The organism is Nocardioides marmotae (genome assembly GCF_013177455.1).
In the GTDB taxonomy this organism is placed as follows: Bacteria; Actinomycetota; Actinomycetes; order Propionibacteriales; family Nocardioidaceae; genus Nocardioides; species Nocardioides marmotae.
In genome coordinates, this window is the sequence record NZ_CP053660.1 from 2,038,861 (window position 1) to 2,052,741 (window position 13,881).

Annotated in this window: 11 protein-coding genes; 8 read left to right on the forward strand and 3 right to left on the reverse strand. The window is 76.9% G+C overall.

Annotated features, from left to right (window positions below; all coding sequences use genetic code 11):
• Positions 1–75: 75 nt before the first annotated feature.
• The 8 genes from HPC71_RS09860 (at position 76) to HPC71_RS09895 (ending at position 11,209) form a co-directional block, all read left to right on the forward strand.
• Entirely contained in the window at positions 76–957 is an 882-nt protein-coding gene (locus HPC71_RS09860) for a glycosyltransferase family 2 protein (RefSeq protein ID WP_154614425.1), read from the forward strand.
• 32 nt (positions 958–989) lie between these two features.
• On the forward strand, positions 990–2,108 hold the full coding sequence (locus tag HPC71_RS09865) for a glycosyltransferase family 4 protein (RefSeq protein ID WP_154614424.1): 1,119 nt from the start codon (positions 990–992) through the stop codon (positions 2,106–2,108).
• The gene (locus tag HPC71_RS09870; RefSeq protein WP_154614423.1) at positions 2,105–4,426 is read left to right on the forward strand and encodes a hypothetical protein; all 2,322 of its coding nucleotides are present in this window, start codon (positions 2,105–2,107) and stop codon (positions 4,424–4,426) included. The genes HPC71_RS09865 and HPC71_RS09870 overlap by 4 nt, the downstream gene beginning before the upstream one ends.
• Positions 4,423–6,930: an oligosaccharide flippase family protein gene (locus tag HPC71_RS09875; protein WP_154614422.1), complete on the forward strand. Its 2,508-nt coding sequence runs from the start codon at positions 4,423–4,425 to the stop codon at positions 6,928–6,930. The genes HPC71_RS09870 and HPC71_RS09875 overlap by 4 nt, the downstream gene beginning before the upstream one ends.
• A 184-nt stretch (positions 6,931–7,114) precedes the next feature.
• Complete coding sequence (locus HPC71_RS09880) at positions 7,115–8,131, forward strand: glycosyltransferase family 2 protein (RefSeq protein ID WP_171896633.1); 1,017 nt, start codon at positions 7,115–7,117, stop codon at positions 8,129–8,131.
• 8 nt (positions 8,132–8,139) lie between these two features.
• Positions 8,140–8,961 carry a polysaccharide deacetylase family protein gene (locus tag HPC71_RS09885; RefSeq protein WP_171896634.1) on the forward strand — a complete coding sequence of 274 codons (822 nt, stop codon included), beginning with the start codon at positions 8,140–8,142 and terminating at the stop codon, positions 8,959–8,961.
• Positions 8,958–9,980, forward strand: coding sequence for a glycosyltransferase family 2 protein (locus HPC71_RS09890; protein ID WP_154614420.1), 1,023 nt, complete (start codon positions 8,958–8,960; stop codon positions 9,978–9,980). The genes HPC71_RS09885 and HPC71_RS09890 overlap by 4 nt, the downstream gene beginning before the upstream one ends.
• Positions 9,977–11,209 (forward strand): glycosyltransferase family 4 protein, encoded by a 1,233-nt coding sequence (locus tag HPC71_RS09895; RefSeq protein WP_171896635.1) that lies wholly within the window; start codon positions 9,977–9,979, stop codon positions 11,207–11,209. The genes HPC71_RS09890 and HPC71_RS09895 overlap by 4 nt, the downstream gene beginning before the upstream one ends.
• On the opposite strand, the gene HPC71_RS09900 is transcribed toward HPC71_RS09895, so the two are convergent.
• The 3 genes from HPC71_RS09900 to HPC71_RS09910 are packed head-to-tail and all read right to left on the reverse strand — an operon-like array spanning position 11,135 to position 13,820.
• Complete coding sequence (locus HPC71_RS09900) at positions 11,135–12,079, reverse strand: COX15/CtaA family protein (RefSeq protein WP_253943981.1); 945 nt, start codon at positions 12,077–12,079, stop codon at positions 11,135–11,137. The two genes, HPC71_RS09895 and HPC71_RS09900, sit on opposite strands and share 75 nt — an antisense overlap.
• A 5-nt stretch (positions 12,080–12,084) precedes the next feature.
• Entirely contained in the window at positions 12,085–12,885 is an 801-nt protein-coding gene (locus HPC71_RS09905; protein WP_253943982.1) for an ABC transporter permease, read from the reverse strand.
• Entirely contained in the window at positions 12,882–13,820 is a 939-nt protein-coding gene (locus HPC71_RS09910) for an ABC transporter ATP-binding protein (RefSeq protein WP_253943983.1), read from the reverse strand. Before HPC71_RS09910 ends, HPC71_RS09905 begins: the two co-directional genes overlap by 4 nt.
• Positions 13,821–13,881 lie beyond the last annotated feature (61 nt).

Here is a 13,881-nt window from a genome sequence, read left to right on the forward strand (position 1 = left end):
ACGCCGCACTGGTTCAGTGCGGGCTGTGTGCCGCATGGGGATGCGCACGGCAATCGAACTGGGGGGTTCACGAACATGTCCGATGCTGCGCGCTCACGAGGCGCCCGATCCGAGACCAAGCCCGATCGGCCGTCCGACCCGCGCATCAGCGTGGTCGTCCCGGCCCTGAACGAGGCCCGCAACCTGGCGGTCGTCCTGCCCGAGCTGCCCGAGGTGCACGAGGTGATCCTCGTGGACGGCGGCTCCCTGGACGGGACCGTCGCCGCCGCCCGGCAGGCGCTGCCGGGGATCAAGGTCCTGACCCAGACCCGACGGGGCAAGGGCAACGCGCTGGCGGTGGGGTTCGCCGCCGTCACCGGCGACGTGGTGGTGATGTTCGACGCCGACGGCAGCGCCGACCCGGCCGAGATCCCGCGCTTCGTCGAGGCGCTCGTCGCCGGCGCCGACTTCGCCAAGGGCAGCCGGTTCTGCGCCGGTGGCGGCAGCGCCGACATCACGCCGGTCCGCCGGGCCGGCAACGCCTTCCTCAACGGCGTGGTCAACCACGGCTTCGGGACCCGCTTCAGCGACCTGTGCTACGGCTACAACGCCTTCTGGACCGACCTGCTGCCGATGCTCGACCTGCCGGACCCGGCGATCCCGGGCCGCGCCGACGGCCGGATGCTGTGGGGCGACGGGTTCGAGATCGAGACCCTGATCAACTGCCGGTTCGCCGCGGCCGGCGTGCGGATCACCGAGGTGCCGAGCGTCGAGCGGCTGCGGATCTACGGGGACAGCAACCTGCATGCGGTCTCCGACGGGCTGCGCGTCCTGCGCACCGCCGGGGCCGAGCGCCGCCGCGCCCGCACCCTGCAGGAGCTGCGCCCGCGGCTGCCGCTGGCCACGCGGACCGACGCCGCCGGTGGGTCCTCCACCGACGGACGAGTGGCGCCGCGCCGGGTCCGGGTCGCGTCGTGAGCGGGCCGGCTCGTGCGGTGACGCGGGTCGGGATGGTGGCGACACGGTGCCGGCCGGAGATCGGCGGGATCGAGGCCCACGTCGGTGAGGTCGCCGGCCGGCTGGCCAGCCGGGGCGTCGAGGTCGAGGTGCTGACCACCGACCGCGGGGGCCGGCTGCCGCGGGTCGAGCGCGTCGGTGCCGCGGGGAGCGACGGCGGCTACGTCGTACGCCGCTTCCGCGCCTGGCCGCGGCACCGTGACTGGTACCTCAGCCCGGGCCTGGCCTGGGCGGTGCTCCGTGGCCGGCACGACCTGGTCCACGTCCAGGGGGTGCACACGCTGGTGCCGCCGCTGGCGATGCTCGCCGCGCGGGCACGGCGGGCGCCGTACGTGCTGACCTTCCACACCGGCGGGTCCTCCAGCGCGCTGCGCGAGCGCTCGCGGGGCCTCCAGTTCCGCCTGCTGGCGCCCCTGCTGCGGCGCGCGGCGGCGCTGGTCGGCGTCTCCCTGTTCGAGACCCGGCGCTTCGACGAGGTGCTGGCCGAGCCCGGGCGGGTGCGCCTGGTCCGCAACGGCGGCTCGCTGCCCCCGCTGCGCATCGCGCCGGTCCCCGACCCCGACCTGGTGCTGAGCATCGGGCGGCTGGAGCGCTACAAGGGCCACCACCGCGCGGTCGCCGCGCTGCCGCACCTGCTCGAGCAGCGCCCCGGCGCCCGGCTGGAGATCCTCGGGGCCGGACCCTACGAGGCCGAGCTGCGGTCCCTGGCCGACGAGCTCGGCGTGGCCGACCGGGTCGCGATCCGCTTCGTCCCCCCCGAGGACCGGGAGGCGATGGCCGCCGCGCTCGCGGGCGCGGGCCTGGTCGTGCTGCTCAGCGACTACGAGGCGCACCCGGTCGCAGTGATGGAGGCGCTGGCCGCCGGCCGGCCCGTCGTCGTCAGCCGGACCTCCGGCCTCACCGAGCTGGCCGAGGTCGGCTGGGCGGTCGGCGTCGAGCCCGACGCCGATGCCGCCACGACCGCCGCGGCGATGGCCGCGCAGCTGGCCAACCCCGTCCTCCCGCCGCCGTCGTCCCTGCCGACGTGGGAGGACTGCGTCGACGAGCTCGTCGACGTGTACGACGCGGTGCTCGCGGGCGAGGGCCGGCCCGTCGTCGCGGGAGCGGGATGACCGCGCTCCTGACCCGCCCGACCACCGGCGTCGTGCCGGGGGCCAGGCGCCCCACCCACCCGGTCGCGGCCGCCACGCTGGTGGCGTCCCTCGCGCTGCTCGTCCAGGTGCTCGGGTACGCCGCCGGGTGGGCCGGCCACGAGACGACCGCGGTCGTGGCCTGGTACGTCGGCTTCGTCGGCCTGACCGCGCCGTACGCCGCCGCGCTGCTCGGCGACCGGCTCGACGCCGCCCAGCGCCTGACCGCGTCGGTGGTCTACGCGCTGGTGCTCTACCTCTCCTGGTTCCTCACCAGCCCGCTGCTGGCCACCCGCTTCGACGAGACGCTGCACGTCACCACGCTCACGGCGCTGGCCGGCGGCGCGGGCCTGTTCTCGGAGAACTCCATGCTCCCGGTCAGCCCGCACTACCCGGGCCTGGAGCTCGCCGCCGTCGCGGTGCACTGGCTCAGCGGCCTGCCGCTGATCGCCTGCCAGGTCGTCGTGGTCGCGCTGGCCCGGGTCACCCTGGTCGTGGCGCTGTTCCTCCTCGCCGCGACCGTGACCCGCTCCGCGCGGGTGGCCGGCGTGGTGGTGCTGCTCTACACCGCGAGCGCGCAGTTCTACTTCTTCAACGCCCAGTTCAGCTACCAGACGGTGGCGATCGCGATGCTCGCCGCCGCCCTGCTCTTCCTCGCCCGCGCCTGCGAGGCCGCCGAGACCCGCCCCTGGCGGCCGATGCTCGCGGCCCAGGTCTGCCTCGCCGCGCTGGCCGTGACCCACCACCTCACCAGCTGGCTCACCCTCGGCGCGCTGTGGCTGCTCGCGCTGCTCTTCGGCCTCGGCGGGGAGCGCCGCCGGGCCCGCCGGATGCTGGTCGCCGCCGAGATCGCGACCGTGGTCGCCGCCGCGTGGGCCGCGGTCGTCGCGCCCCTGCTGGTGCGCTACCTCAGCCCGATCTTCGACAACGCGGGCTCCGAGCTCGCCCGCCTGCTCGCGCTCGACGGCGGCGGCCGCGCGGTCGGCGCCGACGGCGGCGGCACGCCGGCCCCGGCCTGGGAGGTCGGCGTGATGGCCGGCTCGATGGTGCTGTGGTGCCTCCTGCTCGTCCCGGCGGCGCACGTCGTGTGGCGCGGGCAGGGGCTCGGCCGCTCCCGAGCGCGGTGGCTGCCGCTGGGGCTCGCCGCGGCGTACCCGATCCTGCTCGTGGCCCGCTTCTCGCCCGCCGCCGCCGAGGTCGCCGACCGGGCCTCGACCTTCGTCACCATGGCGATGGCGCTCGTGGTGGCCGTCTGGCTGGTGCCGCGGCTGCGCGAGGTCGGTCGGCTGGCCGTGCCGGGCGTCGTGCTGCTCGTGCTCGGCGGGACGATGCTGGGCAGCGGGCCGGACTGGCAGCGCGTGCCCGGCGACCACCTCCCCGGCGCCGAGCAGCGCTCGGTCGACGCGACCACCGTCGAGGTCGCGCAGTGGGCCGGCCGCCACCTGCCGGCCGGCTCGCGGATCGCGACCGACACCACGCTGGGCCGCGTCCTGCCCAACTTCGCCCCGGTCGAGCCGGTCACCTCCTCCCCGGGCACCGGCCCCGCGGTCAACGTCACCGAGCTCTTCCTGGCCCGCGAGATCGACGACAGGTGGCTGGCGATCATCGAGGACGGCGCCGTCGACTTCGTCGCCGTGGACACCCGGATGACCGGGCAGCGGGTCCGCTCCGGCTCCTGGTTCGAGGGCAGCCAGGGCTGGGGCGAGCGGGCCGCCGTCCTCGACGCCGAGCAGCTCGGCAAGTTCGCCGACGTCCCCGGCGTCGACCTGGTCCTCGACGGGCCGGTGCGCGTCTACGACGTGCGGGCGCTCAACGCCGAGCGGCGGGTCTTCGCCGACCGGCCCGACCCGGGGCTGCCCGGCGACGCCCACCCGGGCCGGACCGCGCTCGCCGGGCTCGCCCTGCTGGCCGTCGCGCTGCTCGGCCGGTCGCGGCTGCGCGCGCTGGCCGCGACGCCGACCACCCTGCTGGTCTCGCTGCCCGCGCTGATGGCGCTCGGCGCGGTCGGCGTCCTGGTCGGGGTCGACCCGGTCGTCGGGGCCTTGCTGCTGGCCGGCCTGGCCGGCGCCGTCGCGCTGCTGCCCGCCCCGCCGGCCCCGCCCGCGGCTCCGGTCGGGCCCGTGGCCCCCGCCCGGACCCTCGGGACCGCGGGTGCGGTCGCCGTCGCCGTCCTCCTCGTCTGCGTCGGCGTCGCCGGGCTCGGCCAGTGGCGCGCCCAGCTCGACGCCCCGGCGCTGCCCGCGCCGCAGACCTCCGCACCACCGCCCACCGGCCCGAGCGCCGCGGGGGTGGACCGATGAGCGCGCCGGCCGCCGCGAGCGAGGGGATCCTCGGCCCGTTCCGCTCGCTGCTCACCGCGCAGGTGGTCGGCGCCGGCCTCGGGTTCCTGTTCTGGGTCCTGGTCGCCCGGCTCGTGCCGGCCCACGAGGTCGGCGTGGCCGCGGCCGCGATCTCCACCCAGACCCTGCTCGGGCTGGTCACCAGCCTGGGCCTGGGGACGCTGCTGGTCGCCGAGCTGCCCGTGCACCCGCCGGCGCGGCAGCGGCGGCTGGTCCAGCGCAGCCTGCTCGCGGTCGTGCTCGCCGGGCTGGTGCTCGGCGCCACGGTCGCCGCGGCCGCCGGTCTGCTCGGCCCGAACCTCGCCGAGGCGCTGGGCCACCCCGCGGGCGCCCTGGTCTTCGTCGCGGGAGTCGCGGCCGCCGGCTGCGCGCTGGTCCTCGACGAGGCGACGCTCGGGCTGCGCCGCTCCTCGCTGCAGGTGTGGCGCAACCTGCTGGCCTCCTCGCTCCGGTTCCCGCTCGCCGCCGCGCTGCTGCTGGCCGGCACCCGCGACGCGCTGGTGCTCCAGCTGTGCTGGGTGCTGCCGCTGGTCGTCTCCCTGCTCGTCGCCGCCTCCCGGCTGCGGCTGCCGCGGCCGGCCGCCGGCGCGGGCGGGCCGGCCCTCGGCGCCGACGTGGCGACGTACGCCCGACCGGCGCTGCGGCACCACGGCCTCAACCTCGCCGTCGCCTCCGGGACCGCGATGGTCCCCGTGGTCGCGGGCGTGGTGCTCACCTCGGTCGCCAACGCCGAGCTCGCGGTGGCCTGGATGCTCGCGACGTTCGCGTTCCTGCCGCCCTACCTGCTCGCGGTCGCGCTCTTCGCCCACGGCGCGAACACCACGACCGAGGAGCTGCGCGGGGAGATGCGCACGACGCTGCCCGCCGCGCTCCTGCTCAGCCTGGCGCTGTGCCTGGGGGCGTGGGCGCTGGGCCGGCCGGTGCTGGCGGTCTTCGGCGGGGAGTACGCCGCGGGGTCCTACCCGGTGCTCGCCCTGCTCGTGCCCGCCGGGCTGTGGATGGTGCTCAAGGACCACCTGGTCACCCTGTGGCGGGTGCAGCGCCGGCACGGGCTCGCGACCCGGCTCGCCGGCGCGGGCGTGCTGCTCGAGCTGACCGGCGCCACCCTCGGCGGGGTGCTCGGCGGGGCCGTCGGGCTCTGCGCCGGGTGGCTGGCCGCGATGGTCGTCGAGGCCGTGCTGGCCCGGCGGTGGCTGCGCGAGGCGTTCGGCGGGCTGGCCTGGCGGCTGCCGCTGCCGCTGCCGCCCTGGCTCGCCGAGCGGGCCGAGCGGGCCGAGGCGGGGCAGGCGCGCTGGCCGGTGCTGGTCGCCGCAGCCGTCGTCGTCGCCGCCGTCGCCGCGGCCGTCGTGGCGACCGGCGGGACGGGCGGCTCGAGCTCCGGCCCGGGGAGCTCGCAGCCGAGCACCCCGGCCGCCTCCGACTGCGATCCCGCCGCGAGCTCGGACCCGGTCCTCGACCTCGGCGTCCAGGCCGCGACGGGGGACCGCGCCGCCCCGCTGCTGCCCGTGCGCACGGTCCGCCGGCTGGTCGACCTGGCCGCCGAGGCCGGCGCCGACGTCGTCTCGACCTCGGTCAGCTGGCGCACCGTCCAGCCGCGCCGGGGCGCGAGGCCGGACTGGGCCGCGCTCGACCGGGTGCTCGCGGCGGCCCAACGGCGCGGGCTCGACGTCCGCGTGCAGGTGGTCGACACCCCCGACTGGGCACACGACCCGGGCACCCCCGGCGGCCGCTGGCGCGCCCCGCTGAGCGACGCCGAGCTCGACCGGTGGGCCGGCTGGGTCACCCGGCTGGTCGAGCACCTCGCCGGCCGCGCGACCTACCTCGAGGTCTGGACCGAGCCGAACTCCACCGAGTTCTGGAGCACCGGGCCGGACCCGGCGGCCTTCGCGCGCCTGCTGGAGGTCACCGCCGAGGCGGTCGACCGGGCCCGCGGGGGAGCCGGCCTGCGGCTGGTCAGCGGCGGCCTGGCCGGCAACGACGTCGGCTACCTCGAGCGGCTCCTCGACGAGCTCGGCACCGACGCGGGCGCCGACCTCCCGGTCGACCTGGTCGGCGTCCACCCCTACAGCCCGGGCGCCCCCGACGTCCGCGCGCCCGAGCGGGTCTTCGAGCGCGAGCCGTTCGGCACCTACGACGAGAACTTCCTCGGCTTCGAGCGGCTCCACGACCTGCTCGTCGAGCGCGGCCTGGACGTGCCGCTCTACCTCGGCGAGTTCGGCTACCCCACGACCGACTACCGGGGGTTCACGGGCGTCCCGGACGAGCAGCGGGCGGCGTACGCCGTGGCGGCGCTGGACGTCGTCGGCTGCATGCCGTACGTCGCGGCGCTGTCCTGGTACTACCTGCACCCGACCCCGTGGAACCCCGCGACCTGGACGCTGCTCGACGAGCAGCTGAAGCCGAGCGCCACCTGGGCCGCGCTGCGGGACCGGGCCGGCGGTCGTCGGGAAGGAGCCGCGCGGTGAGGCGATCCCGGCTAGCCTGCGCAGGTGTCTCCGCGCCACGCCACCGGACTGTGCCGATGTGGCCACTCGGACCTCGTCCACCAGCACCTGCGCCGCGGCTCGGACTGCGGGCTGTGCGCGTGCCCGAGGTTCCGCTCCCGGCGCCCCGCCGGACGCCTGCTGTCCCGCCTGACGGGGTGGCCCCGTGACCCCGGCACCTCCTGACCCCACCGTCGTGGTCTGCGCCTACACGCTGGAGCGGTGGGCCGACCTGGTCGCCGCGCTCGACGGCGTCGCCCGCCAGACCTTGCCGCCCGCGCAGGTGCTGCTCGTCGTCGACCACGCCCCGGCGCTGCTCGACCGAGCCCGCGCGACCTGGGGCGGGACGGCGGTGACCGTCCTGGAGAACACCGGCACCCGAGGCCTTTCCGGGGCTCGCAACACCGCGGTCGCCCACGCCACCGGCGCGGTCGTGGCCTTCCTCGACGACGACGCGGTGCCGGCGACCGGCTGGCTCGCCGCCCTCGTCGGTGCGTACGACGACGCGTCGGTGCTCGCGGTCGGCGGGGCCGCGGAGCCGGTGTGGCCCGCGGCCGGCCGGCCGGCGCACCTGCCTCCCGAGCTCGACTGGGTCGTCGGCTGCTCCTACCGCGGGCAGCCGACCGGGCGGGCCGACGTGCGCAACCTGATCGGCGCCAGCATGTCGTTCCGCCGCGAGGTCTTCGCGCTGGTCGGCGGCTTCGACGAGGGCGCCGGGCGGATCGGGGCGATCCCGGTGGGCTGCGAGGAGACCGAGCTGTGCATCCGGCTCACCCAGCGGGTGCCGGGCGCCCGTGTGGTGCTCGAGCCGGCCGCGCGGGTCCACCACCGGGTGGGGGAGCAGCGCACCACCTGGTCCTACCTCCGCGCCCGCTCGCTGGCCGAGGGCACCTCCAAGGCCGCCATGGCCGCCCTGGTCGGCGGCGCCGAGGCGACCGCGACCGAGCGGACCTACGTCCGGCACGTCCTCTCCGCCGGCGTCCGCCGCGAGGTGGCCCGCGGGCTCGCCGGCGACCGCGACGGGTGGCGCGCGGCCGCGGGCATCGCGACCGCGCTCGGGGCGACCGGCTACGGCTACCTGCGGGGTCGGCTCGGCCCCGCCCCGGCCACCACCCGCGCCGCCCGGGCAGCCCGGGCCGCCCGGACCGCCGGGGCCGCCCGGACCGCCGGGGCCGGCCGATGAACGAGCCGATGAGCGGGCCGACGAGCGAGCCGGCGAGCGCACCCGCGAGCGGGCTGCCGGTGCTGATGTACCACGCCGTCGGGAGCGCGATGCCGCCCCGGCTGGCCGAGCTCAGCGTCCCGCCCGCGCTGCTCGCCGAGCAGCTCGCGGCCCTGGCCGGCGCCGGCTACGAGCTGCTCGGCCTCACCGACGCCCTGGCGGCGCGGGGGAGCGGTCGCCGGGTCGTGGGCCTCACCTTCGACGACGGCTACCGCGACTTCCTCGACGCTGCCGTGCCGGTGCTCGCCGACCTCCGGGCCGGCGCGACGCTCTACGTGCCCTCCCGGAACATCGGCGGCACCGCGGACTGGCTGCCCGGATCCGGGGCCGACCTGCCGCTGCTCGACGCCCGCGGCATCGCCGTCGTCGCCCAGCTGGGCCTGGAGGTGGGCAGCCACGGCGCCGTGCACGTGCCGATGGACGTGCTGCCGCGCCCGGTCGCCGCCGCCCAGCTCGGGGAGAGCAAGGCGGTCCTCGAGCAGGTCGTCGGCCGGCCGGTCGTCTCCTTCTGCTACCCCCACGGCTACGCCTCGCCGGTGCTGCGCCGCCAGGTGCACGCGTCCGGCTACGACAACGCCTGCGTCATCGGCCACCGGGTCAGCCCGCCGGGGGAGGACCCGACCGCGGTCTCCCGGCTGCTCGTCGGCCCCCAGCACGACCCCGCCGCCGTGCTCGACCTGGTCGCCGGACGCGGCCCGCGCTCGATCGTGCCGGCCCTCAAGCGCGCCGCCACCCCGGTCTGGCGCGCCACGCGACGTACCGCCCGACTCGCAGGAGCGACCTGGACATGACCAGCCCACCGACCCCGCCGCCCGCCCCGCCCACCGAAGCCACCACAGCCGTCACCGCAGCCGACACCAGCACCGCCCCGACCGGCCCGGCCCGGCGCCCCACCGTGGGCGTCATGGTCGCCACCCACACCGCCGAGCGGCTCGAGCTCGTGCGGGCCGCGGTGGCCTCCGTGCAGGACCAGACCCGCCGCCCCGACGAGCTGCTGGTCATGGTCGACAACGACGAGGAGCTGGCCGAGCGGGTCCGCGCCGTCGTGCCGGGCGTCCGGGTCGCGGCGATGGGCGTCAACAGCGGCGTCTCGGCCGCGCGCACCCGCGGCGCGGAGCTGATGACCAGCGACCTCGTGGTGTTCCTCGACGACGACGCGGTGGCCGAGGGGCCGTGGCTGGAGCGGCTGCTCGCGCCGATGGCCGACCCCGCCGTGCTCGGCGCGAGCGGCCGGTCGCTCGCGGTCTTCGGCGCCCGGCGGCCCGCCTGGCTGCCCGAGGAGTTCCTGTGGACGCTCGGGTGCAGCTACCGGGGGATGCCCACGGGGCCGGCGCGGGTGCGGAACTTCTACGGCGGCTGCGCGGTCGTGCGGCGCGAGACCTTCCTGGCCGTGGGCGGCTTCGACCCCGCCACCGGCTACCACGGCGACGTCATCGGCGGCGGCGAGGAGGCCGACTTCTGCCTGCGGGCCACCGCCGCGACCGGCGGGGAGTTCGCCTTCGAACCGGCCGCCGTCATCCGCCACCACGTGCCGGCCCCGCGGCTGAGCTGGTCCTACTTCGTGCGCCGCTGCCACGGCGAGGGCGTGATGAAGGCCCGGCTCGCCGCCCGGCTGCCCGCCGGCTCGCTGGGCCCCGAGCGGGCGTTCGCCCTGCGGCTGCCGCTGGCGGTGCTGCGCGCCCTGGCCACCGGCCGCCCCGCCCGTGCGCTCGGCATCGTCGTCGGCTGCCTGGCCGTCCTCTCGGGCCTGGCGCGGGGCCGGTGGGCCGGGGCCCGCGCACGCCGTGCCGGCACCCGGGCGGCCGGGTGAAGGTCCTGCTCCTGGCGCAGTTCTACCCGCCGGTGATCGGCGGGGAGGAGCGCCACGTGCGCAACCTCGCGGTGGCGCTGGCCGCGCGGGGCCACGAGGTCCACGTCGCCACCCTGGACACCGGCGGGGCGGAGGGGCCCGTGGCCGACCCCGGCGTGCGGGTGCACCTGCTCGACAACGTCGGCCGCCGGGTGCCGGCGCTCTACCCGACCGCCGACCGGCCGCTGGCGCTGCCGGTGCCCGACCCGCTCACCGTGCGCGACCTGGCCCGGGTGGTCCGCGAGGTCCGCCCCGACGTCGCGCACGCCCACAACTGGATCATCGCCTCCTGGCTGGCGGTGCCCTCCGCGCGGCACGTGCCGCTGGTCCACTCCCTGCACGACTACGGCCACGTCTGCCCCACCAAGCGGCTGATGTTCCAGGACGCGCCGTGCTCGGGTCCGGCGCCGGCCAAGTGCTTCGGGTGCACCACCGACCACTACGGCCGCGGCCGCGGCCCGGTCGTCCAGGCCGCGGTCCGCGCGGGCCTGCCGGCCCGGCGCCGGGCGGTCGACGTCTTCACCCCCGTGAGCCGGTACGTCGCCGACGCCAACCGCCTCGACGAGCAGGGCGTCCGCTGGCAGGTCGTCCCGAACTTCGTGCCCGACGAGCTGGCCGGCCAGCCGGCCGGCCCGAGGACGCCCGCCGCGGGCGACCGCGACCCGGCGCTGCCGACCGCGCCGTACCTGTTCTTCGCCGGCGACCTCTCCGAGCAGAAGGGCGTCGCGACCCTGCTGCGGGCCTGGGAGCGGCTGCGCCCCGGCGACCGCCCCGACCTGGTCCTCGTCGGGCGACCGACCATGGACCTCTCGGGCGTCCCGGCCGGGGTGCACGTCCACCACCACTGGGACCACGCGCGGGTGCTGTCCGGCTTCCGCCACGCCCTGGCCGCGGCGCTGCCCAGCGAGTGGCCCGATCCCTGCCCGACCACGGTGCTCGAGGCGATGGCCGTCGGGGCACCGCTGGTGACGACCGCGCAGGGCGGGATCGCCGACATGGTCGCCCACGAGGAGTCGGCGCTCGTCGTGCCGGCCGGCGACGCGCTGTCGCTGACCGCCGCTCTCCAGCGCCTGGTCGACGAGCCCGAGCTGCGGGCCCGGCTGGTCCGGGGCGCCTCAGCGCACGTGCGCCGGTTCCTCCAGAGCCGGGTCGCCGCCGACCTCGAGGGGATCTACGACTCGCTGGTGTGAGGCCCGCGGGTGCCGCACGGTCAGCAGCGCCCAGGTCATCGCCGCGGCAGTGAGGGCCGCGCCGAGCAGGTGGAAGCCGACGAGGACGACCGGCAGGTCGGTGAAGTACTGCACGAAGCCGATCACGCCCTGGCCGAGCTCGACGCCCAGCAGGATCCGGGCGGCCCGCTGGGCCTGCGCCGGGGCGCGGGTCGCCCGCAGCGCGAGCACCAGCCCGATCGTGAGGCCGAGGAAGAGGAAGACCGCGTCCGCGTGCAGCTGGCTGACCTGGAGCGGGTCGAGGCCGGTGCGCACGGAGTTCTCGTCGCCGGCGTGCGGGCCCGAGCCGGTGACGATGGTGCCGATGTAGAGCACGGCCCACCCGACGGCGTACATCACCCAGGCCAGCGGCAGCAGGCCGCCGCGCACGGGCGGGCCGACCGGGGCGTTCGCGACCTGGAGGAACCGCACCGAGAGCGCGATGATCGCCAGCGAGCAGATCAGGTGCAGCGAGACGATCCACGGGTTGAGGTCGGTCAGCACGGTGATGCCGCCGATGACGGCCTGCGCGGGGATGCCCAGCGCCAGCAGCGTGGCGAGCTTGAGCAGGTCGCTGCGCCGGCTGCGCCACGCGACGAGGAACGTCGCCAGCGCGATCGCCACGAGCACGAAGGTCAGCATGCGGTTGCCGAACTCGATCGCCGCGTGCATCGTCAGCTCGCCGTGCGGGGTGTAGGAATCCTCGGTGCACCGCGGCCACGTCGGGCAGCCCAGGCCGGAACCGGTCAGGCGCACCGCGCCGCCGGTCACCACCAGCACGCCATTGGCGACCAGCGTCGCCCAGCCCATCGGCCGGACCCAGCGGGTCGCGTCCTCCACGGAAAGTCGCACGATCCTCACTCCCACTTGAACGTCCGGGCGGTCAGCACCGTGCCGACCACGGCCCATCCGAGCAGCGTGAGAAGCGCCACGGGCGCGACGGCGCCCTCGACGAGCGCCTCGCGCATCGCCTCGCCGAGCGCCCCGGAGGGCAGCCAGCCCACGACGTCGCCGAAGGAGCCGTACGCCGACGCCGGCAGCACCACGGCGCCGCCGGCCATGAGCAGCAGGTAGACCAGGTTCGCGGCGGCCAGGGTGGCCTCCGCGCGGAGTGCCCCGGCCAGGAAGAGCCCCAGCGCGGCGAACGCGGCGGTCCCCAGCAGCACGGCCAGGACCGCGCCGGCCGCGGCGCCCGCCCCGCCGGCCGGGTCCCACCCCATCACCAGCGCGACCCCGGAGATCACGACGACCTGGAGCGCCTCGACGAGCACGAGCGCGCCGACCTTGCCGGCGAGCAGGCCCGAGCGCGGCAGCGGCGAGGAGCCGAGCCGCTTGATCACCCCGTAGCGCCGCTCGAAGCCGGTGGCGATGGCCAGCGAGGTGAACGCCGTCGACATCACCGCCAGCGCGAGGACGCCGGGCGTGAAGACGTCGATGGCCCGCCCGTCCAGGTCCAGGTCGACGCGGTCGGAGGCCTGGACGGCGCCGACGAGCACGATGACCGGGATCACCACGGCCAGCAGCAGCTGCTCGCCGTTGCGCAGCATGAGCCGCGACTCCATCGAGGCCTGCGCCGCGACCTGCCGCAGCCACGGCGCGCCGCCGGGTCGCGGGGTCCAGTCGGTGGTCGCGCCCGGCGGGGCGGTGGGGGTGGTCACGGCTGGAGCTCCCGTCCGGTGAGCTCGAGGAAGACGTCCTCGAGCGTGCGCTGGCCCAGGGTCAGCGACTCGGGGAGCACGCCCTGCTGCTCGCACCAGGTCGAGACCTTCGACAGCGTGGTCGCGTCCGCGGGCCCGGTGACCAGCAGGCTGACCTCGTCGAGCACCGTCACCTCGATCCGGTCGCCGAGCGCGGCGCGGAGCGAGTCGGGCGCGCCCGGCGGGAACGGCCGGCTGACGACCAGCCGGATCGTCGCCGAGGACCCGCCACGGGTCAGCTGCACCGGCGAGCCGGACGCGATGAGGCGGCCGTGGTCGATGATGTGGATCCGGTCCGCGAGCCGCTCGGCCTCGTCCATGTAGTGGGTGGTGAGCACGACGGTGACGCCGGCGTCGCGCAGCTCCGCCAGCAGCTCCCAGGTGGTGCGGCGCGACTGCGGGTCCATGCCGGCGGTGGGCTCGTCGACGAAGACGATCTCCGGGCGGCCCACGAGGGCCATCGCCAGGCCCAGGCGCTGCTGCTGGCCGCCGGAGAGCCGGCGGTACGGCGTCCGGCCGCACTCGCCGAGGCCCAGCCGCTCGGCCAGCACGTCGACGTCCATCGGGTGGGCGTGCAGCCGGGCCACGTGGCGCAGCATCTCCATCGCGCGCACCCCGCTCCAGGCGCCGCTGCCCTGGAGCATCACGCCGATGCGGGGGAGGAGCTCGGCGCGCTGGGCGACCGGGTCGAGGCCGAGCACGCGGACGGTGCCGCGCTGAGGCCTGCGGTAGCCCTCGCAGGTCTCCAGGGTCGTGGTCTTGCCGGCCCCGTTGGGGCCGAGGACGGCGGTGATGGTGCCGCGGTCGACGGTCAGGGAGAGCTCGTCGACGGCGAGCTTGTCGCCGTACCGCATCACCAAGCCGTCGACGGCGACTGCTGGGGCGGCGTCGGACACCTGGTCAGTCTAGGAAACGTCCGGCGGCGGGCCCGCCCCGGGCAGGGCCTAGGGTGCGAGT

What these genes read in the sequence shown, in the direction of transcription:
- HPC71_RS09860 (WP_154614425.1), top strand. Translation starts at nt 76, where the DNA reads ATGTCCGATGCTGCGCGCTCACGAGGCGCCCGATCCGAGACCAAGCCC.
- HPC71_RS09865 (WP_154614424.1), top strand. Translation starts at nt 990, where the DNA reads ATGGTGGCGACACGGTGCCGGCCGGAGATCGGCGGGATCGAGGCCCAC.
- HPC71_RS09870 (WP_154614423.1), top strand. Translation starts at nt 2,105, where the DNA reads ATGACCGCGCTCCTGACCCGCCCGACCACCGGCGTCGTGCCGGGGGCC.
- HPC71_RS09875 (WP_154614422.1), top strand. Translation starts at nt 4,423, where the DNA reads ATGAGCGCGCCGGCCGCCGCGAGCGAGGGGATCCTCGGCCCGTTCCGC.
- HPC71_RS09885 (WP_171896634.1), top strand. Translation starts at nt 8,140, where the DNA reads ATGAGCGGGCCGACGAGCGAGCCGGCGAGCGCACCCGCGAGCGGGCTG.
- HPC71_RS09890 (WP_154614420.1), top strand. Translation starts at nt 8,958, where the DNA reads ATGACCAGCCCACCGACCCCGCCGCCCGCCCCGCCCACCGAAGCCACC.